18 protein-coding genes and 1 pseudogene are annotated in these 19,817 nt (G+C 59.6%); 8 read left to right on the forward strand and 11 right to left on the reverse strand.

Annotated features, from left to right (window positions below):
• Nucleotides 1-80: 80 nt before the first annotated feature.
• Nucleotides 81-284: a hypothetical protein gene (locus ACQKIK_RS00405; protein WP_046163737.1), complete on the reverse strand. Its 204-nt coding sequence runs from the start codon at nucleotides 282-284 to the stop codon at nucleotides 81-83.
• Nucleotides 285-827: 543 nt separating this feature from the next.
• Here ACQKIK_RS00405 and dusA point away from each other — a divergent pair.
• Both dusA and tal read left to right on the forward strand, forming a co-directional pair.
• Nucleotides 828-1,832: a tRNA dihydrouridine(20/20a) synthase DusA gene (gene dusA / locus ACQKIK_RS00410; protein ID WP_499134302.1), complete on the forward strand. Its 1,005-nt coding sequence runs from the start codon at nucleotides 828-830 to the stop codon at nucleotides 1,830-1,832.
• A 123-nt stretch (nucleotides 1,833-1,955) separates the two neighbouring features.
• The gene (gene tal, locus ACQKIK_RS00415; RefSeq protein WP_499134303.1) at nucleotides 1,956-2,882 is read left to right on the forward strand and encodes a transaldolase; all 927 of its coding nucleotides are present in this window, start codon (nucleotides 1,956-1,958) and stop codon (nucleotides 2,880-2,882) included.
• 1 nt (nucleotide 2,883) lies between these two features.
• Here the strand turns inward: tal and rssC are convergent, their stop codons facing one another.
• The gene (gene rssC, locus ACQKIK_RS00420) at nucleotides 2,884-3,366 is read right to left on the reverse strand and encodes an anti-sigma factor antagonist RssC (RefSeq protein ID WP_045428169.1); all 483 of its coding nucleotides are present in this window, start codon (nucleotides 3,364-3,366) and stop codon (nucleotides 2,884-2,886) included.
• Nucleotides 3,363-4,547, reverse strand: coding sequence for a two-component system response regulator RssB (gene rssB, locus ACQKIK_RS00425; RefSeq protein ID WP_127839012.1), 1,185 nt, complete (start codon nucleotides 4,545-4,547; stop codon nucleotides 3,363-3,365). The genes rssC and rssB overlap by 4 nt, the downstream gene beginning before the upstream one ends.
• A gap of 204 nt (nucleotides 4,548-4,751) precedes the next feature.
• Here rssB and ACQKIK_RS00430 point away from each other — a divergent pair, with 204 nt between their 5' ends.
• Nucleotides 4,752-5,051: a PilZ domain-containing protein gene (locus ACQKIK_RS00430; protein ID WP_499134306.1), complete on the forward strand. Its 300-nt coding sequence runs from the start codon at nucleotides 4,752-4,754 to the stop codon at nucleotides 5,049-5,051.
• A gap of 89 nt (nucleotides 5,052-5,140) precedes the next feature.
• Here the strand turns inward: ACQKIK_RS00430 and ACQKIK_RS00435 are convergent, their stop codons facing one another.
• The gene (locus ACQKIK_RS00435; RefSeq protein WP_499135147.1) at nucleotides 5,141-5,779 is read right to left on the reverse strand and encodes an MlaA family lipoprotein; all 639 of its coding nucleotides are present in this window, start codon (nucleotides 5,777-5,779) and stop codon (nucleotides 5,141-5,143) included.
• 304 nt (nucleotides 5,780-6,083) lie between these two features.
• Here ACQKIK_RS00435 and ACQKIK_RS00440 point away from each other — a divergent pair, with 304 nt between their 5' ends.
• The gene (locus ACQKIK_RS00440; RefSeq protein WP_045428181.1) at nucleotides 6,084-6,353 is read left to right on the forward strand and encodes a DUF4404 family protein; all 270 of its coding nucleotides are present in this window, start codon (nucleotides 6,084-6,086) and stop codon (nucleotides 6,351-6,353) included.
• A gap of 58 nt (nucleotides 6,354-6,411) precedes the next feature.
• Here the strand turns inward: ACQKIK_RS00440 and queF are convergent, their stop codons facing one another.
• From queF to ACQKIK_RS00455, 3 genes are all read right to left on the reverse strand, one after another.
• Nucleotides 6,412-7,242 carry an NADPH-dependent 7-cyano-7-deazaguanine reductase QueF gene (gene queF / locus ACQKIK_RS00445; RefSeq protein WP_499134308.1) on the reverse strand — a complete coding sequence of 277 codons (831 nt, stop codon included), beginning with the start codon at nucleotides 7,240-7,242 and terminating at the stop codon, nucleotides 6,412-6,414.
• A gap of 105 nt (nucleotides 7,243-7,347) precedes the next feature.
• Complete coding sequence (locus tag ACQKIK_RS00450) at nucleotides 7,348-8,127, reverse strand: ABC transporter permease (protein ID WP_045428187.1); 780 nt, start codon at nucleotides 8,125-8,127, stop codon at nucleotides 7,348-7,350.
• Nucleotides 8,124-9,056 (reverse strand): ABC transporter ATP-binding protein, encoded by a 933-nt coding sequence (locus tag ACQKIK_RS00455; RefSeq protein ID WP_045428189.1) that lies wholly within the window; start codon nucleotides 9,054-9,056, stop codon nucleotides 8,124-8,126. The genes ACQKIK_RS00450 and ACQKIK_RS00455 overlap by 4 nt, the downstream gene beginning before the upstream one ends.
• Before the next feature lie 259 nt (nucleotides 9,057-9,315).
• Between ACQKIK_RS00455 and ACQKIK_RS00460 the strand changes: the two genes are divergently transcribed.
• From ACQKIK_RS00460 to ACQKIK_RS00470, 3 genes are all read left to right on the forward strand, one after another.
• Nucleotides 9,316-11,763 carry an acyl-CoA dehydrogenase gene (locus ACQKIK_RS00460; RefSeq protein ID WP_499134310.1) on the forward strand — a complete coding sequence of 816 codons (2,448 nt, stop codon included), beginning with the start codon at nucleotides 9,316-9,318 and terminating at the stop codon, nucleotides 11,761-11,763.
• A 292-nt stretch (nucleotides 11,764-12,055) separates the two neighbouring features.
• Nucleotides 12,056-12,463 (forward strand): PA2817 family protein, encoded by a 408-nt coding sequence (locus ACQKIK_RS00465; RefSeq protein WP_046163746.1) that lies wholly within the window; start codon nucleotides 12,056-12,058, stop codon nucleotides 12,461-12,463.
• 837 nt (nucleotides 12,464-13,300) lie between these two features.
• Entirely contained in the window at nucleotides 13,301-14,611 is a 1,311-nt protein-coding gene (locus ACQKIK_RS00470) for an MFS transporter (protein WP_499134311.1), read from the forward strand.
• Nucleotides 14,612-14,743: 132 nt separating this feature from the next.
• On the opposite strand, the gene arfB is transcribed toward ACQKIK_RS00470, so the two are convergent.
• Nucleotides 14,744-15,157, reverse strand: coding sequence for an alternative ribosome rescue aminoacyl-tRNA hydrolase ArfB (gene arfB / locus ACQKIK_RS00475; RefSeq protein WP_045428199.1), 414 nt, complete (start codon nucleotides 15,155-15,157; stop codon nucleotides 14,744-14,746).
• A gap of 136 nt (nucleotides 15,158-15,293) precedes the next feature.
• Here arfB and ACQKIK_RS00480 point away from each other — a divergent pair, with 136 nt between their 5' ends.
• A complete protein-coding gene (locus ACQKIK_RS00480) occupies nucleotides 15,294-16,334 on the forward strand; it encodes a metal-dependent hydrolase (protein WP_499134312.1) in 1,041 nt (346 codons plus the stop codon).
• Here the strand turns inward: ACQKIK_RS00480 and ACQKIK_RS00485 are convergent.
• The 3 genes and pseudogenes from ACQKIK_RS00485 to ACQKIK_RS00495 all read right to left on the reverse strand — a co-directional run.
• Nucleotides 16,321-17,649, reverse strand: coding sequence for an APC family permease (locus tag ACQKIK_RS00485; RefSeq protein WP_499134313.1), 1,329 nt, complete (start codon nucleotides 17,647-17,649; stop codon nucleotides 16,321-16,323). The genes ACQKIK_RS00480 and ACQKIK_RS00485 overlap by 14 nt on opposite strands.
• Before the next feature lie 184 nt (nucleotides 17,650-17,833).
• Nucleotides 17,834-18,706: a methyl-accepting chemotaxis protein gene (locus ACQKIK_RS00490; RefSeq protein WP_499135149.1), complete on the reverse strand. Its 873-nt coding sequence runs from the start codon at nucleotides 18,704-18,706 to the stop codon at nucleotides 17,834-17,836.
• Nucleotides 18,692-19,783: pseudogene (locus tag ACQKIK_RS00495) on the reverse strand (methyl-accepting chemotaxis protein); the annotation flags it as partial. The gene ACQKIK_RS00490 and the pseudogene ACQKIK_RS00495, both read right to left, overlap by 15 nt.
• Nucleotides 19,784-19,817: the final 34 nt, after the last annotated feature.

Genomic DNA, 19,817 nt, shown 5'->3' on the forward strand with positions numbered 1-19,817 from the left:
CGCAGTCAGCCCCAGAGCGACTGCGGTTTTTTTTTACGCTATCGAACCCGCCCGAGCCGCCATACCTAACCCTCCTTCAACTACTCAGTTGGGATCGTCGGGTCGTCTTCGAACATATCGATGTCGTCATCGTTGACTTCCGTTTCTTCTGGATCGGACATTGGCGCATCGTTGATGCTAGCGCCGTCCGGATCGCCCGGAAGGGGCTCGTCGCTGCTCGCATCATTCGCAGCTACTAGCCTTCCAATATTGCCCTGTGTTCCCCACAAGATTTCGTCTCGCATGACTCACCTCGCTACAGGCCGCCAGTGACCTAGAGTTTCGAGCCATACGAGCGCGGATCGTGCGTGTCCGCCAGTCGGCCCCACCAGCTGCTGCGTAACGTACTAAAGGTGCTGGCGCAGCGCAGAAATTGATCAAGCTCGCATGTAGTAGCGTCAGGCGTGAAACTCCCGTCAATCAACGGGGCTTTTTCGCAGACGTCCTCAGTCACCTCCTACGCTCCACCGCCACCATTCAGTGACCGAAGCAGGGTCGGTGGTCAACTTTCAAATGCATCGCAGAGCAGCTGCTCAGCAAAGACAGACGGGACAATGCCGCGGCGTCTGACTCTTGCAGAGCTCACTCGGTAGCGCCGCATGGCAGCCTGGCGCACGAAGCGCTCGCTCTCCTGATAAACTTGCCAGCCTTTTTTCGAGGCGACTGGTCGAACAGATACTCCAGTCGGCCTGCAACGCGCTCTGATGGTCGCTATTTCGCCACAGCCACCCGGCATAAACGTGTTGAAACAGCTAGAGCGCGTCCGAAAGACTCAGCCGGAAAGCCGCATGAACGCTAGCTACAAGCCCGTTACCAGACCCTCTCAACTACCGCGCCGATTCTCCGTTGCGCCAATGATGGATTGGACTGACAGGCACTGTCGGTATTTTCTGCGCCAGCTTTCTAGGCACGCCCTGCTTTATACCGAGATGGTCACCACCGGCGCATTGATCAACGGCGATGCCGATCGCTTCCTCCGTCATGATGAAGCGGAGCATCCGTTGGCGCTACAGCTTGGCGGCAGCGTGCCCGGTGATCTCGCTATCTGCGCAAAGATGGCCGAAGCGGCTGGTTATGACGAGGTGAATCTCAACGTCGGATGCCCCAGCGACCGCGTGCAGAACAACCTGATCGGCGCGTGCCTGATGGGCTATCCGGGACTGGTCGCCGATTGCGTGAAAGCGATGCGAGATGCGGTCGATATCGATGTAACAGTCAAGCACCGCATCGGTATCAACGGACGCGACAGCTATGCCGAACTTTGTGATTTCGTTGGACAGGTCCGAGAGGCAGGCTGCCGCAGTTTTACCGTTCATGCCCGTATTGCGATTCTGGAAGGACTCTCACCGAAGGAGAATCGGGAGGTGCCGCCCCTTCGCTATGACGTTGCGCAACAATTGAAGCGCGACTTCCCGGATCTGGAAATCATCCTCAACGGCGGCATCAAGACGCTGGACCAATGTGAAGCCCACCTTGAGCAGTTCGATGGGGTAATGCTCGGACGCGAGGCTTATCACAATCCTTACCTGCTAGCGCAGGTTGATGCCAGGCTGTTTGGCAGCCAAGAGCCGACTATCACCCGCGCCGATGCACTGCGACGGATGCGCCCTTATATTCAGAATCATCTTGATAGCGGCGGCTCGATGCATCACGTTACCCGTCATGTTCTAGGCCTGGGCCAGGGTTTCCCCGGAGCTAGACGTTTTCGCCAGTTGCTATCGGTCGACATCCACAAAACCAAGGAGCCACTGGCGCTGCTCGATCAAGCGACCGCGCTGCTCGAAGGACACTGATTCAGTCGCCGGGAACACGCGACCGCATTTTTGATCCAACAGCTGCCCCACCCGGACCATCCGATCCAAATGGCGCGATGGCCACGGATTCAAGTTACGTCAACCAAAGGATAGAGCGCCCATATGACGTCCAAGCTGGAACAACTCAAGCAATTCACCACCGTGGTTGCCGACACCGGCGACCTCGAAGCCATCGCCCGCCTCCAACCGGTTGATGCGACCACCAACCCATCGCTTCTGCTCAAAGCCGCCGCCCTGCCCCGCTACGCCGATCACTTGCAGGCGGCTATGTCCAACTGCAAGGGCGACATTGGCCTGGGCTGCGATCTGTTCGCCGTCGCGGTTGGTCAAGAAGTGCTCAAGTTGATCCCGGGTCGGATCTCCACGGAAGTCGATGCAAGGCTTTCCTTCGATTCACAGGCCATGGTTCAGCGCGGCGAACGCCTGATCGGCCTGTACGAGGAGGCCGGTGTATCCCGCGACCGCGTATTGATCAAACTGGCCTCGACCTGGGAGGGCATTCGTGCCGCAGAGCAGCTAGAAAAGTCGGGAATCCAGACCAACCTGACGCTGCTGTTCTCTTTCACGCAGGCAGTCGCCTGTGCCGAGGCCGGTGTATTTCTAATTTCACCCTTCGTCGGTCGTATCTATGACTGGTACAAAAAATCCGAAGGTCGTGATTACGTCGGTGACGAAGATCCAGGCGTACAGTCGGTCAGCCGGATTTACGACTACTACAAGGCACACGGTTACGAGACCGTCGTGATGGGCGCCAGCTTTCGCAATGCGGGGCAGATCGAAGCGCTTGCCGGCTGTGATCGACTGACCATCAGTCCCGAGCTGCTGAGCCAGTTGGCGCAGGAGGAAGGCACTCTGGAGCGCAAGCTGTCACCGGGCCGTCGATCGGAGCCACGCATTACGCTGGACGAACGCAGCTTCCGCTGGGGATTGAACGAAGATCCAATGGCGACTGAGAAGCTGGCCGAGGGGATTCGGCAGTTCGCGAGGGATCAGGAAAAGCTCGAAGCGCTCCTACCAACGAAGCTGTAGTTCAGGACCGCTCCAACGCCGTCACGAGGTCGCGAAAGGCCTCGCGGTTGGATTCGTTGAGGCTCATCAGAATCCGGTGCGCCTCAAGTACCTTGTCTTTCACGACTTCCTCAGACTGATCCTGGCTTGGCAGGTCGGCCAATTGCTCAGGCGACGGCAGCGGTTGGTCGACAATGTTGAAGACCTGATCGAAGCCCATCGACTGCAGAAGACGCGTAATGTCTGCGTGGGTGGTGACCAATGTTGGCAGCATTCCGATCTTCTGCCGCGAAAGTATGGAAAGTTTGGCGAGCAGGCCTAGCGTCGTGCTGTCGATGCTACGGCTTTCGGTGAGGTCGATAACGATCGATGAGAAATTGCGTGACGAAAAGATCTTCTCGATCGTTGCGTCCAGCGCCGAGCAAAGTGTCAGGCGAATCTCACCGACGAACTTAAGAACGAATGTACCGTTCTGCTCAGCAAACTGGATTTTACCAGTGCTCATGCAAGGTTCCTGCTCAGTACCAACAACGCGATGTCATCGGGCATATCCTCTAGATCGGCTAGGCCCAAAACCCGCTGTAGCCCGCCCAGCGTGCCGCCTGCTTCGCGAATCAAACCGGGCAGCCCAGCCTCTTTATCTTTGAGGGTATCGCCCGGCAAAAGGTCCAAAATGCCATCGGAAAGTAACGTCAGGCTGAAAGATTCAGGCAACTCTATCTCGTAATTATCATAGGTCGCTTCGACGAACAAACCGACCGGTAGACCTTTCCCTTCGAGATACTTGGCGACGCCGTCGGCGTATATCACCGGCATCGGAAGGTGGCCACCGATACTGTAATGCAGCACGTTGCGCTCTTGATCGATCACGCCGCCCAGCATCGTGACGTGCTTGCCGAGTTTGCAATTGATCAGCCCACGATTGATGTGGTCAAGCACCTCGGACGGCTTGAACGCGCGCAGCGCTCTGCCCCGCCGGGATTCGTAGAGCAGGCGCGTGGTCATGAACTTCAACAGGACCGTGACGAATGCAGAGGAGGCACCATGGCCAGACACATCCGCCAGATAGAAGCCAATGCGGTGCTCGTCGACGCGAAAATAGTCGACGAAATCACCTGAGAGGTAGAGCGAGGGGATGATCTGATGGGCGAACTGAAATTCGTCGAGGTTGCAGGGCGTGACCGGCAGCATGTTCATCTGCACCTGGCGGCCGGCATCTTGATCTTCCTGCAGCAGATGCAAGCTCGCCTGCAGATCGCGGTTAGCCGTTTCCAGCTGCTCGCGGTAGCGCCTGTTCTCCAGACGCAAGCGCGAACGATCGAGCGCTCGACGGACTGAGTGTTCGAGCATCGCCAGATCTTCGAGGGGCTTGATCAAATAATCAGCTGCGCCCAATCGCAGAGCCTCGACGGCATCGCTCATCACACCTGCACCTGAGACCACGATGACCGGAAGGTCAGCCTGGCGCTCACTGATCAGCCGGATCAGCTCAAGACCATCCATTTGCGGCATGCGCAGATCGCAAATCACCAGATCAGGGTGTTCCGCGTCGAACAGCTCCACTCCACGCGGTCCGTTAGGCGCCTGCAGGACCTTGAAACCGCTGTCATCCAGATAGGCAGCCAGGCTGGCTCGTACCACATCGTCGTCATCTATGATCAGCAGCGTCGCGCTTGGGTTATGCATGTTCCTACCAGGCGGTATCGCCAGGATGATTGGCGAAAGCATCGGCCCTGCGCGCGCGCTGGGCATGGGATCTTTTCAAGGCGCAGACGGTACTCCCATACGATCTGTGTTTCAAGCCAGGCGCGGTCCCTGCGTCTGTCCTTTACAGGCGGAATTGACGGGCGTTATAAGAACCGACGAAACAAGAACTCAGAGGACGAAACAATGACTCAGCGAGATCGAGACTACAGTGAAAAACGCGACTTCATTCGCATGAATGTCGAGACCGCAATCACCCTGACGCAGGGTGACCAGCGCTACGAGGCAACCTGCCTGGACCTTTCCAGCACGGGGATGCAGGTGGTCGCAGCGACCCGCTTGCAGATGGGTGACAAAGTCCATGTGCATATCCCCTCGGAGCACAGCGAACTGAAGGGCCTGGACGCTGAAACAGAAGTGGTACGGGTCGGCACGCAGGAGGATGGACGGCAAAGTCTAGGCCTGGCCATCCTTTCGATGAGCTGAGAATCGTTTGACGCGAACGCCTTGGCATGGCCGTGGCGTGACGAGGCGGACGGACCGCACTGGCCGAGCCAATGCGGTCCGAGCGACGGTTAGAAGTCGTCTTCGACCTGACCATCCTGCGTGCGGAATTCGCGGTTCTGCAGATAAGCGTTGCGCACGAAGATATACCGGTCGCCAGTGATCATTTTTTCTGCCGAGAGCAAATCGGCACGCAGGTCGACAACGTTGACGGCTCGCGTCACATTGCGTGTCGGCACATGGTCCATGTACGGATATGGCTGCAGCAACGAATCGGGCACGCGTCCTGCCGCATCGCGCACGGTGCTCGGCCCCAGCAGTGGCAACACCACATACGGCCCACTGCCCAGCCCCCAGGCGCCCAGCGTCTGTCCGAAGTCCTCATCATTCTTCTGCAAGCCCATACGGGTCGCGACGTCAAAGAAGCCCAGTACGCCAAAGGTGCTGTTGAAAAGGATGCGGCTGGTATCGATCCCTGCGTCACGGACCTTGCCCTGCAGCAGGTCATTGGTCAGCACCACGACGTCGCCTAGATTGCTGAATATGTTGCCAATGCCATCCTCGAGGACGTTTGGCGTGATCTTCTGATAGCCCTGCGCAAGCGGCTTGAGCGTATAGGTATCGACCTTGTCGTTGAAGGTGAAGATCGCCCGGTTGACATTTTCCCAAGGATCCTCCTCGGCTGCCTGCACTGACGAAGCGCCGAACATCCCCAGCACAACGACGAAGGCAACAGTGAAGTTCTCTACCCAATCCTTGCTGATCAATCGCATCGCAGGCTTCTCCTTTATTCGTATGCGGGTGGCTGCCCATCAAAGCGCAGCAGTATAAATCTAATCACACCGCTCCCGGCAGCAGGCGGACATGCGGACATGCGGACATGCGGATCAGTAGCGGCGAACTTCACCGCACTCTACCCAATCAAATCAACGACAAGGCTGGGCCGCTGGTTTAACCTGATCTCATAGTGCCTTGGCGGAAGCTGGCCCCGAAAAAATCACAGAGGGATGAAATATGCCGGAACATGATCTGCAGTCACAGCTTGCGGAGCTGCGTAGTCAACTAGCCTCGGACGCACCGCTTACGGAAGAAGAGCGCGCGTCGCTCCAGCTGATTGCTCAGGACATCGAGCTGCGCCTAGCCAACCAGGGCGTAGTCGATCACCAGAACGACTCACTGGTCGATGGCGTCAACCTGGCGGTCGAGCGTTTCGAAGTCAGCCATCCCAATACCGCCATGACGCTGCGCAACATCATGCAAACATTGGCGAACATGGGTATCTGAGCGAAACTTGCTCGAGCTATCAGAGCGTGGAAGGGTCCACGCTCTCCGACCGCAGCGTTTATTGCCGAACCTGCCGGCCATTGTCTGGCAATACGTCGTGAGTGCTGCGGTACGGATTGATATCCAGCCCGCCGCGACGCACATAGCGTGCGTGAACGCTCAGTCGATCAGGTGTCAGCACGCGCTGCAAGTCGAGGAAGATCCGCTCAACGCACTGTTCATGAAAGTCCGCGTGTTGGCGAAAGCTCACTAGATAGGCGAGCAGGCTGCCGTGGTCCAGCGCGGCGCCCCGATATTCGATCACCACTGTGCCCCAGTCCGGTTGCCCGGTGACGGGGCAGTTGGATTTCAGCAGGTGGCTGTAGACGCGCTCTTCGACCTGACGCCCTGAGTCGCTGCGTAGTAGCTCGGGGCGCGGTGAATCATAGTCTTCGATGGTGACATCCAGATCATCGATACAGAGCCCGTCTAGCGCTGCAATCCCCTCTTCAGCCACTTCGTCCAGCGTCCGCAGGCGAACGCCGACGGGTTTACCCGCAGCGGCTGACAAATCCCGCGCCATAACGTCCACGAGCGCCTGCCGGCTCTCAAAAACCGACTGGTTCAGAGAGTTCAGATAGAGCTTGAAGGACTTGGATTCGATGATGTTGGGCGAGTCGGCAGGAATGCTGAACTCACCAATGGCCACCACCGGTTTGCCAGACGGCAACAGCCAGGACAGCTCGTAGCAGTTCCAGATATCGACGCCACCATAGGGCAAGGTTTCGGCTGTCAGCCCCAGCTCGGCCCACTTCGGTGCGCGGGGGATGGGAAAGAGTTGCTCAGGACTGTAGGTCGCAACATAGGCGCTGGATTTGCCCAGCGGGGATAGTTCGGCGGGGTGCTGCATGGCGGAAACCTGTGCGAAAAACGGCCGCAAGTGTATCGGTTCCCGCCCGGTTTATCATGACCCGGCCGCCGTTCGCTCCCGAAACGGTCGGCCGTTAACGTAAAACTACTGGCGCATGCCTCGGCCACTCTTGAGCAAGTGAATGCACCACAGGTACATGCATGCTGCCGCCACAGCCATGAAACTGATGGCGATGCCGATACGGATATCCGAGACGCCCAGGATGCCGTAACGGAACGCGTTGACCATGTGCAGGATGGGGTTGGCGAGCGACAGCGTCTGCCAGAACGGCGAGAGCAGATTGATCGAGTAGAACACGCCACCCAGATAGGTCAGCGGGGTCAGCACGAAAGTCGGAATGATCGAGATGTCGTCAAAGTTGCGCGCGAAAACCGCGTTGATGAAACCGCCCAAGGCGAAGATCGTCGATGTAAGGGTGATCACCAGCAGCGTGACGCCAAGATGATGGACCTGCAGATCGGTGAAGAACATCGACAGCAGCGTCACGATGAACGCCACGGCCAGGCCGCGTGTAATGCCGCCCAGAGCGAATCCGATGAGAATTACGTGAGGCGATACCGGCGACACCAGCAACTCTTCAATGGATCGCTGGAACTTGCTGCTGAAGAAGCTGGAAACCACGTTGCTGTAGGAGTTGGTGATCACCGACATCATGATCAGTCCTGGGACGATGTACTCCATGTACGTGAAGCCATCCATCTCGCCGATCCGCGCGCCGATGAGATTTCCAAAGATGACGAAGTACAACACCATGGTGATGGCCGGGGGCAGCAACGTCTGCGGCCAGATCCGCGTGTAGCGGCGGATTTCGCGATGGACGATGGTCTGCAGGGCAACCAGATTGGGCCGAAATTCTGCGTTCATTTGGCCCCCTGCGGCAGGTTGTTTTCCACCATGGAGACGAACAGTTCTTCAAGCCGATTGGTCTTGTTGCGAAGGCTCAACACTTCGATCCCTTGCGCTGAAAGCATACGGAACAGATCGGTCACGCCCTGGCTCTTGTCCACCTGCACCTCAAGGGTGTGGTGATCGACCAGGCGTGCCGGGTAGTTGCCCAACTCGGGCGGCACCAGCTGTGACTCCTTGAGATCGAGCAGAAAGGTTTCGACATGCAGCTGCTTGAGCAGCTCGCGCATGCTGGTGTTCCTGACGATATTGCCGCGATCGATGATCCCGATATTGCGGCACAGTTGTTCAGCCTCTTCCAGATAATGCGTGGTGAGGATGATGGTGATGCCTTCACGGTTCAGTTCGGTGAGGAACGACCACATCGAGCGGCGCAGCTCAATATCGACGCCCGCGGTCGGCTCGTCGAGAATCAGCAGCCGCGGCCGGTGAATCAGCGCGCGGGCGATCATCAAACGCCGTTTCATGCCGCCAGACAGCATGCGCGAGGACACATCGCGCTTGTCCCACAGCCCCAGCTGGTTGAGGTACTGCTCGGCGCGTTCCTTGGCGACTTTTGCCGGAATGCCGTAGTAACCGGCCTGGGTGACGAGAATGTCGAATGCCTTCTCGAACTGGTTGAAGTTGAATTCCTGTGGCACCACACCCAGGCAACGCTTGAGCCCGGACGGGTCGCGGTCAAGGTCGTGACCGAACACGTTGACTGTGCCGCCGGTCTTGTTCACCAGCGTGGACAGGATGCCGATAGTGGTGGACTTGCCGGCGCCGTTGGGGCCCAGCAAGGCAAAAAAATCGCCTTCAGCCACGTCCAGGTCAATGCCCTTGAGGGCCTCGAAGCCGTTTCCGTAAACCTTGGTCAACTGCCGAATGGACAGAGCAGTAGTCATATAAGAGTGCACACAACGCAGAGAGATTCAGAATAGATAAGGGCACACCGGGGTAATTGCAACGCCGAAACCAAAACGGCGGCTGGTAGCCAATGCGCACTGGCGAATAAACAGGGTCGCACGGAGCGGTCACATTCGAACTCCCCTGTTGCAGTCCGGTCATTATCTGAAACCAAACGCGTCGTCCTGTCCCTTCACCCTGCACTCCTCAAAAGCCTATGCTCAAGAAGGACGCCATTCGACTAACAAGGAAAACCACATGACCCTGCTCTGGCTGCTCGTGTTACTCATCGGCATCGCCGTGATTGCTCACTTACGGGTCTCCCCCGTCCCCGCGCTGGCTATCGTTGCGGCTTATCTGATTCTTATGGGCGCGGCCGAGGAGACGCCGGCCTGGCTGATGGTCATCCTCTGGCTGGTGCTGATTGCCTTCGCGGTGCCTTTACTGGTGGCCGATCTGCGCATCAAGTATTTCAGCGGCCCCATGTTCGACTGGTTCAAGAAGGTCCTACCGCCTATCTCCGACACCGAGCGTGATGCCATTGACGCTGGCACGGTCTGGTGGGACGGACAGTTGTTCAGCGGCAAACCGGATTGGGACGTGCTGCTCGGCTATCCAAAGGCCGTGCTTACCGAGGAAGAACAAGCCTTCGTCGATGGTCCGACGGAAACCCTATGCGCCATGGTCAGCGACTGGGAGATCGGCCAGCGCATGGACCTCCCTCAGGAAGCGTGGGATTACATCAAGGCAGAAGGCTTCTTTGCGCTCATCATTCCCAAGGAATACGGCGGCAAAGGCTTTTCAGCCTACGCCCACTCACAGATCGTCATGAAGCTGGCCACCCGCAGCGGCGACCTGGCGACCACCGTGATGGTGCCCAACTCTCTCGGCCCGGCCGAGCTGTTGATGCACTACGGCACCGACGAGCAGCGCAACCATTACCTGCCACGTCTGGCCAATGGCACGGACATACCCTGCTTCGCCCTGACCGGGCCCTACGCTGGCTCCGACGCCGGCGCGATGAACGACAGTGGCGTGATCTGTCGCGGCCAATGGGAAGGCGAAGAAGTGCTCGGGCTGCGTCTGAACTGGGAGAAGCGCTACATCACCCTCGGTCCGGTCGCCACGCTACTTGGTGTCGCCTTCAAGACTTACGACCCGGAGCACCTGCTAGGGGACGAGGAAGAACTGGGCATCAGCCTGGCGCTGATTCCGACCGATACCGCTGGCGTCGAAATCGGTCGCCGTCACCTGCCCCTTGGCGCCGCGTTCATGAACGGCCCGAACTGGGGTAAAGATGTGTTCGTGCCCCTGGAAGCGATCATTGGCGGGCGCGACATGATCGGCAAAGGCTGGATGATGCTGATGAACTGCCTCTCGGTCGGGCGTTCGATTTCACTACCTGCTACCGGTGCCAGTGCGGCCAAAACCTGCAGCTACGTCAGCGGGCGATACGCGCAGATCCGCGAGCAATTCAACGTACCGCTGTCAGCATTCGAAGGTATCCAGGAACCGCTTGCGCGAATCGGCGGCAACGCCTGGTTGATGGACAGCGCGCGGATTCTGACCGCCAACGCGGTCGACCTGGGAGAAAAGCCGTCGGTGCTTTCGGCCATCCTCAAATATCACCTCACCGAGCGCGGCCGCGGGTGCATCACCGACGCCATGGATATCCACGGCGGCAAGGGCATCATCATGGGACCGAACAACTACCTCGGCCGCATGTGGTTGTCGGCGCCCATTTCGATCACGGTCGAAGGGGCGAACATTCTCTCGCGCAACCTGATGATCTTCGGCCAAGGCGCGATCCGCTGCCATCCATTCGTGCTTCGCGAAATGGAACTGGTTCATGAGCCTGACCGCGATGCTGCCATCAAGAAGTTCGATACGCTGCTGATGCAGCACATCGGTTTCGCCGTCAGCAACACAGCTAGCACACTGGTACTTGGCCTGACCTTCGGACTGTTCGGGAAGGCGCCAGGCAACGAACTGACCCGACCGTATTTCCGATCCCTGGATCGGATTGCAGCGGCATTCGCCATGCTCGCCGACCTTTCCATGATGTTGCTAGGCGGCGAGCTCAAGCGCCGTGAACGGCTCTCGGCGCGCCTGGGTGATGTGCTAAGCCACCTGTATCTGGCGTCGGCAGCGCTCAAGCGCTACCACGATCTTGGTCATCCGGCCGAGCAAGCGCCGCTACTGCGCTGGGCGATGGAAGACTGCCTGTGCAAAGCCGAGCAGGCCCTCGCCGACACGCTGGCCAACTTCCCCAACCGCCTGCTTGGCGGCCTATTGAAGGTGTTGGTGTTTCCCTTTGGCGCTCGCCACAAAGGGCCGTCAGATGAGCTGGATACCGAAGTCGCTGGCATTCTCGGGCGTCCGGAAGGCGATCCCGCCTTGGAGCAGATCCTGGAGGGCGTCTACCGCCCACATGGCAGCGACGAAGCTTTGGGTGCGCTGCGAGACGCGTTCGATACCCTGGCGGCCGCGCAGCCACTGCAGAAGAAGCTGCACAAAGCGCTCAAGGCGGGCGATTTCAAGCCCACTGCCGGCGAGGATCCGATCAGCGCCGCCCTCGCGGCTGGCGTACTGGATGCCGCCGAAGCGCAGCAGCTCACCGCTGCAGAGGCGGCACGCCGCAAGGTCATCAGCGTGGATGATTTCGACAAGGAGCCGTTGGAGCTAACCGAAGGCAAGGTTCGCTAGCAACTGCTGGCGACTCGTTTACTACCAACCCGATGGTCCCTGCCAAGCGTCGCGCGCAACACGCGGCGCTTGGCAAGCCACCTTTCCAACCAATGTCTGTCGCCCTGCAGGCAGCACCCTCAGCTAATGCCTGCTCCACGTGAGAGCGCCCCGCCTTCTTCAAGACACGTGACCCCGCCGCAGCAATCCGACCTGCGTACCGAACCCAGTCCCATGACTCGAGTCAACTAGACACGCCCCCAATTAACCCGCGCACCTCTATAATCGCGCGCCCAATCGACTCAGGTGAACCATGGCCAACCCTTATCACGATCACAACCTGGCGCTTCTGGCCCATCTGCGTGGCATCCTGCTTGCCATGGGTGAAACCGAACAGGTTTCGGAAGAAAGCCATGCGTTGTTTCTCGAGCGGTTCGACGAGCTGATCATGAACCTTCAGAACGTGCCGGAAGAACGGCACATGGGCCAAGACATGATCTGCCAGGTCTTTCACCGCTACCCGCAGATTGCACATCTGGTTCCGCGTGATCTGCTCTGGTACTTCGGCGGCGACTGCCTTCACTTCATGCCGGACGAAGAGATCGAAATCTTCCAGCGGCTGGAAGAGCGTCGCTATGAAGCGGAGCAGAACGACGAACCGTTCGACTGGAATATGGAAAGACAACTCATGAGCATGCCGGAAGAGAGCCCACGGCACTGAACCGCTAGCAGTCGTTCGGCGTCCCGTAAGACGGGGCCTACTACTGCCGGGAAGGGTTAGCGCCCCCTTGGCACCACCCTTCCCAGCTGCCGTTCAGAAGGCTCGACCCGAGCTGGTTAAAGCCGGTTAGCGGCCACGGCAGCCAGGTTCGGATCTGTACCAAATTCACGCCAGACGTCCTTCACATTGGCCACGGCGCCACTCCGCGGTGCTGTGGTGGTTTCGGTCTTGCCGGACGTCGCCAGTTATCGCTGCGCAACTAGCTTTCAAGTTTCGAAGTCGTGTGCCGGATGATCGAAGCTGGCGTTCGCAGCATCCCGAATCGGCTGTACTCCGGCAGAGCCGTACCATGCAGCAGCGTTGGTGACGCAGGGCTAACCCTGGGCAGTTCGCGAGCGCAGCATTCCGGTTCACGAAATGGATCAACCCGGCCAACGCTGGACGGCGTGACGCTTGTGAGCAGCCTGCCGAATTGCTGTGCATCGTCCAAACGCCCTGCTCGGTAATGCGCGGGCATTGGTCGCGGGGATGATGCCGGGACAAAACGGAAACTTTGGGCCAAGCTTGTAGCTCAAGGTTTGTGTTTGGCTGACCAGAGCGTCACTCAGCACGGCCGGGGGGGTACCGGTTTCAGGCTGGACGAGCAGCCGACACAAGCGCTTCAAGGAAATTCCGCTTCGTTTTGAATCCTCGGCCAAAGATGCTGCCCAAGCTGCATAGGCCAATGCGTCGACAATCAGATACTCAAGTGATTCAGTCACTTATGGATATAACGGCACGCCGCTCGCGACATGGCAGCCTGCCTTCACGGATAAATTTGCTCAAGGTTGTTTTGTTATGACGTCGTTACTAGCCCCCATCAGCTCGCTGCTGGGTGGAGTTGCATTCCTCCTGCTCGGCCATGGATTGCTGAACACGCTGCTGACGCTGCGCGGCATCGAAGAAGGCTACTCCACTGGGTTGATCGGCCTGCTGATGTCCGGCTACTTCGCCGGGTTTCTCGTCGGCACTTGGCTGGCGCCTTCGCTTATCCGGCGTATCGGCCACATCCGAACCTTCGCTTTCTATGCCGCCCTCGCCTCGATCGCCGTGCTGCTTCACGTGCTGATCGTGAATCCATGGGTGTGGTTGGTGCTGCGCGTGATGTATGGCGTCGCCCTGGTCACGCTGTACATGGTTATCGAAAGTTGGCTCAACGCGCAGGTCAGCGGAGAAAAACGCGGTCAGGTGTTTGCGCTGTACATGGCCGTCAACCTTGGCTCGCTGGCCGCCGCTCAGCAATTGCTGAGCCTGGACAGCCCCATGAACTTCACGCTTTTTGCGCTGGCTGCAATCTTGATCTGCGCCGCGCTGATGCCGATTACCCTGACACGCCAGGCACAACCCGCGCAGCCCGACATGCCGGCGACCGACCTCTTGCAGTTGGCTCGAATCGCCCCGCTGCCGCTGATGGCCGCCGGGATCTCCGGCCTGACGCTTGGAGGTTTCTGGGGGCTGGCGCCGGTCTACGCCTCGCAGAGCGGTTTCGACGCCTCGGGCGTAGGTCTGCTGATGAGTATCACCATTCTCGGGGGTGCCGTTCTGCAATGGCCCATCGGGCTGTTTTCCGATAAGCATGATCGTCGACTGGTCTTGCTCTGGGTTGTGGCAATCGCTGCGGTGATTGGCGGTCTGATTACCCCCCTGACCTCCGGCCCCCTGCTGCTGGGGATGATGTTCGTCTGGGGGGGGCTGGCGTTTTCCATCTACTCGATCGCCGTGGCTCAGATGGTTGACCAGCTGCACCCGGACGAGATCCTGTCGGGCTCCAGCGGCCTGTTGCTGGCAAACGGTTTCGGCGCTGCCTTTGGCCCGGTGATAGCAGGCGGCCTGATGAGCTTTTTCGGACCCAAGGCGCTGCCGGTGTTCTTCGCGGTCACCCTGGCGTTTCTGGCCCTCTATTCCTACTTCCGCTCGCGCCGCGTATTCGATCTGGTAACCGAGCCGCACGGCCATTTCACACCGATGTTGCGCACCAGCCATACCGTGCTCGAATTGATGCCCGATACGCCGGAGGGCGAAATCGCCGAGGCGGACATCCTCGACGATGGCCAGCAGCCCGTCGACGAAGAAGAGGCCGTCGAACCGCGGACCGGCACGCATTCTTAGGCGAGCGATGCTGGGCTGATCCTGGCGTTCGCTACGTCGTTGAGCTCTTAGCGACTCGCGATTACAGGTTTGCAGAGCAAGCCCGAACCAGGCGAGTCGTGTCTGCCAGCGGTGCAATGCCGCTGGCAGGTCTCAGAAATCCACTTTTCCACGCCCAGCCTTGATCGCACCGCGCTTGGTCTTGCCTTCCAGGCGCCGTTTTTTCGAGCCCAGCGTGGGACGCGTTGGGCGACGCGCTTTTTCCACTTTCGTCACGCTACGGATGATCTCGGCCAGACGTTCCAAGGCATCGGCGCGATTCTGCTCCTGGGTCCGATACTGCTGCGCCTTGATCACGATTACACCGTCACTGGTGATGCGACTGTCGCGCAGCGCCAGCAAGCGCTCCTTGTAGAACGGTGGCAATGACGACGCGTTGATATCGAAGCGCAAGTGCAACGCACTGGACACCTTGTTGACGTTCTGCCCGCCGGCACCCTGGGCGCGGATGGCGGTCAGTTCGATCTCGCTGTCGGCTAGCTGCACATTGCTGGATATGTCGAGCATCGGTCCTTCAACAATCGGGATGGAAAGGTCATTGTCCACAACCGGAGCGTTGCGGACATGTTTTTATATGATTTGGAGCCGCTACGGGTCAGCCGGTTCGGCTACCGTAGCGCACTCGAAACAGATGGAACCCTGCATGGACTCGATAACCCAAGCCCTTCTCGGCGCCACGGTTCAGGCATCACTGTTGGGCCGTTGGCAAGGCCGCAAGGCCCTGCTCTATGGTGCAGTGCTCGGCACGCTGCCCGACCTTGACGTGGTCATCGATTATGGCGATGCAATCGCTGACATGACCTACCACCGAGGCTTCAGTCACTCACTCTTCGTGCTCAGCACGCTGGCCGTTGTGCTGGCCTGGCTGGCGCGACGAATACGACCTGATCCAGCTTACAGCGGCATGCGCCTGTTCCTCACGGTCTGGCTGGTGCTGGTGACGCATGTGTTGCTGGACGCCTTCACCAGTTATGGCACCCAGCTATTCTGGCCGCTGGACACGCCGCCGGTGGCCTGGTCCAGCGTATTTATCATTGACCCTCTCTACAGCATCCCGTTGCTGCTGGTGGTGTTGGTCGGTGCCATTGCAGGGTTGAAGGGTCGCAGCCCCCGTTTGGCGGGTGTCGCGCTGGCGTTGTCGACGGCGTATCTCGGCTTCACCTTGGCAGGCAAGCAAATGGCCGAACAGCGCGTCGAAACGGTGATGGCGGAGCAAGGCATTCAGGCGAGTCAGATGTTCAGCACACCGACGCCGTTCAACAGCCTGCTATGGCGGGTCATCGTCATCGACGACGATCGCTACCATGAAGCGCTGGTGAGCTGGTTCGATGACCGACCACCCGAACTGGTAGCCATTCCACGTGGCAAACGGCTCGCCGCGGTACTGAGCGAGTCGCCGCAGCATGCTCGTTTGCAATGGTTCACGGGCGGCGTGTTGCGCTACGACGAAGTTGCGGGCCAGCTGTTGGTAACCGACGTGCGCCTCGGCATGACCGGCTTCCATCCCTTCCGCTTCGCCCTGGCCGAGCGAAACAGCGCTGACTGGAGGCTGATCCCTTTTGTCGACCGGCTCCCAGCCGAACGCGGCGATATGAGCCGACTCAAGCAGATCTGGCAGCGCATCTGGCATCAACAGCCGGGGCTGCGCTTGGCTGAATGGGCCGCTGAGCTCAATCGACGCTAACCGCCGCGCGCCCTTTGCGCCAATGCCCGATTCCATAGAGCAAGGCACCCAGCGCCATCAACAACCCGGCACGCAACCAGGTGCCGGCGCCTTGCTGGGACAGCAACACCAGACAGGAGATGATCGCCAGGACAGGCAGAAGGGTCGGCGTGCGAAAATGCGGCGCGTCGATCTTGTCCTTGCGCAACACCAGCACCGCGACATTGGTGCTCATGAAAACGAACAACAGCAACAGTACTACTGTCTCCGCCAGGGCTGTCAGCGTACCGGTTACGGTAAGAATCATCGCTAACAATGTGGTCAGCACGATTGCCAGCCAAGGCGTGCGCCGTTCAGGCAGTACTCGGGTCAGAACAGAGGGCAGCAGCCCCTCGTCGGCCATGCCGTAGGCCAACCGGCTGGACATGATCATGGTGAGCAGCGCGCCATTGGCGACCGCCACCAGCGCTACCGCCGCGAATAGCCAGTGCGGCACGGCATAACCGGTGGCGCGCACCACGTCGAGCAAGGGCGCGGATGATTCCGCCAAGGCCGCTGGCGGAAGTATCGCCGTGGCTGCCATACCAACGCCCACGTAGACCAGCCCCGCCACCAACAAAGCACCGAACAGCGCGCGCGGATAGTTGCGGCGCACATCTTTGACCTCTTCGGCCACGTTGGCTGACACCTCGAAACCGACAAATGAATAGAAAGCGATCAGCGCCGCGCCAAGTACGGCGATCGCAGGCGACACGCCAGGCGCGAACTCCAATACCCGCGACGGCTCGCCCTGCCCGCTCATAAGGAAGCGTGCGGCCAGCACCACCACGAACAACAGGCCGGACACTTCGATCACTGTCATTACCGGGTTGGCTCCCAGCGACTCCTTGATGCCACGAGCGTTCAGCAGCGCAACGATCGCCAGAAACACCAGCGCAGTCGGCACCGCCGGGGTGTCGAGAAAGGCACCGAGGTAATCGCCAGCGAACGCCAGGGACAATCCCGCCGCGCTTGTCACACCCGCAGCCAACATGCAAAAGCCCACCAGAAAGGACACCAATGGCTTGCCAAATGCCCGCTCGGCGAACACGGCCGCGCCGCCAGCCTTTGGATATTTAGTGACCAGCTCTGCATAAGACGCCGCGGTGAGCATGGCGAAACCCAGCGCGACCACCAGCGGCACCCAAACTGCCCCGCCTGCTTCACCAGCAATCTTGCCGACCAGCGCATACACGCCGGCCCCCAGCACGTCACCGAGGATGAACAGAAACAGCGCTGGGCCAGTGATCGCTTGCTTCAGCCGAGACTCGCCCGCGGCGAATACGTTGGTTTTCATCGTTGGGCAGCCTCGATTTCGAGGCAGCAGAAACCGGCGAGCGACAAGGCGTTCAATCTTCTTCTCCCGAGCATGCAGCCGCAGCCGCGTCACCTTTCTAGATAGGTGGAGTCTCACCGGAGTTCAGCGCCATAAACGACAAAGCCCCGGCAAGAGCCGGGGCTTCGCTGCTGCAGAGAAAAACTCAGGTGCGGAAGCGCGCCACTAGCCCTTGCAGTTCGACGCCCAGGCGCGCCAGCTCGGCACTGGACGCAGCGGTCTGCTCGCTGCCGCTGGCGCTTTGCTCGCCAATGTCGCGAACACGGGTCACGCTCTCGGAGATGTTCTCAGCGACGGCGCTCTGCTGCTCAGCTGCCGCCGCGATCTGCTGGTTCATCTGCTCGATGGTCGAAACCGACTCGGTGATGCGGCCCAGCGCGATGCCTGCTTCGCTGGCCAGATCGACGGTGCGTTGGGTCAGGTTACGGCTGGTCTGCATTTGCTCAACGGCCTTTTGCGCTACGCGCTGCAGGTTGGCGATCAGGCCTTCGATTTCCTCGGTGGAGTCGTGCGTGCGGCGAGCCAGGGCGCGGACCTCATCAGCCACCACGGCGAAACCGCGGCCCTGTTCACCGGCGCGGGCGGCTTCGATCGCCGCGTTGAGTGCGAGCAGGTTGGTCTGTTCAGCCACCGCACGAATCACTTCCAACACGGTGCCGATACGACCGCTTTCGGTATTCAGCTCTTCGATGGCATGAGCGGAATGCTCGACCTCGCCAGACAAGCTGCCGATCTGACCGATAGCCTCCTGAACGACGCGGTCGCCCTGGCGCGCCTGCTGGTCGGCGTCGCGGGCTGCATGCGATGCCTGCTCCGCGTTTTGTGCGACTTCCTGAACGGTCGCTGCCATCTCGTGCATGGCGGTAGCGACCTGTTCAGTCTCGACCCGCTGCTTCTGAACGCCAGCACTGGTCTGCGCCGTCACCGCGGACAACTGCTCCGCAGCGGTTGCAATCTGACCGACGCCACCACCGATGCGGCCGATCAAGGTGCGCAGGCTCTCAGTCATGTCGGACATCGCTTTCTGCAGCTGGCCGAGTTCGTCGCGACGGGTCACCTTCTGCGACTGGGTCAGGTCGCCTTCGGCCACGCGCTGCGCCAGCTGTACGGTGTAGCGCAGCGGTACGACGATCATGCGGGAGATCGCCGTCGCGGCCACCAGCCCAATTACCACGGCCAGAACGCTGATGATTCCGAGCCACGTGTAGGCACTGCGGCGCTGCTCCTGCATGGCCTCGGTCGCACCCGCCAATGCCTGATCGGCCGTATCCAGGATGCGCTGAGCCTGGCCCACCATCGCTTGCTCGAGCGCGATGCGCTCGGCGCGGTTGTTGCGGAACTCACCAAACGCCTGCTGATAGGCCGCTAGAGCAGTGAGCGCACCATCCATGGTGGCTTTCTGCTCGTCGTTGAGCCAGGTTTTCAGACTGCTGCCGATGGTGGTCACGTCCGCATAGGACTCGTTCCAGCTGTCCACCGCGGCTTGCGCGCTATGGGCGATGAACATGCTTTCGAAAGTGCGTAGATCGAGGATGCGCTTGGTCAGCCCGGACGCCGCTTCGGCGATGGTCAGCGGGTCGCTGCCCTTCAAGTGGTCACCTTCCAGACGCAATACGCGCACGGCGTCGTACATATCCAGTTCGATGTATTCAAACTCTTCACGACTTTTTTGTGCGGCATCGGCCATACGCTCGCGAAGCGCCACACCTTTGCTGATCAGCTCACCGTACTGAGTGAAGTTATCGGCATAGACGGCCGCATCGCTGCGAATCTGCTGCAGCTTCTGCTGGTCTTCTTCAGACGAGCTTTGCGCAAGCTCGTCCAGCTCTTGATTGAGCTTGGCCAGGGTGCTGCGCAAGGCCGCGGCGGATTCGTCACTGCGAGTCAGTGCAAAGTCGCGCTCCAGGCCACGGGCCTCCAGAATCGCAGCGTTGATCCGTAACAGCTGATTCATCTGATATGAGCGATTCAGGATCGAGTCCACGGCGTAAAAGCCGGTCCCGGCGACACCCAAAGTCAGCAGCAGGACCATGGCGAAGCCAAGCAGCAGCTTCTTGCCGACAGAAAGGTTGGCGAAAAAATCGACGGACTGCATCAGAGAATCCCTAAAAAGTAAGCGCGCTTATGGA

Source organism: Pseudomonas sp. NPDC047961, assembly GCF_050272435.1.
Taxonomy (GTDB): Bacteria; Pseudomonadota; Gammaproteobacteria; order Pseudomonadales; family Pseudomonadaceae; genus Stutzerimonas.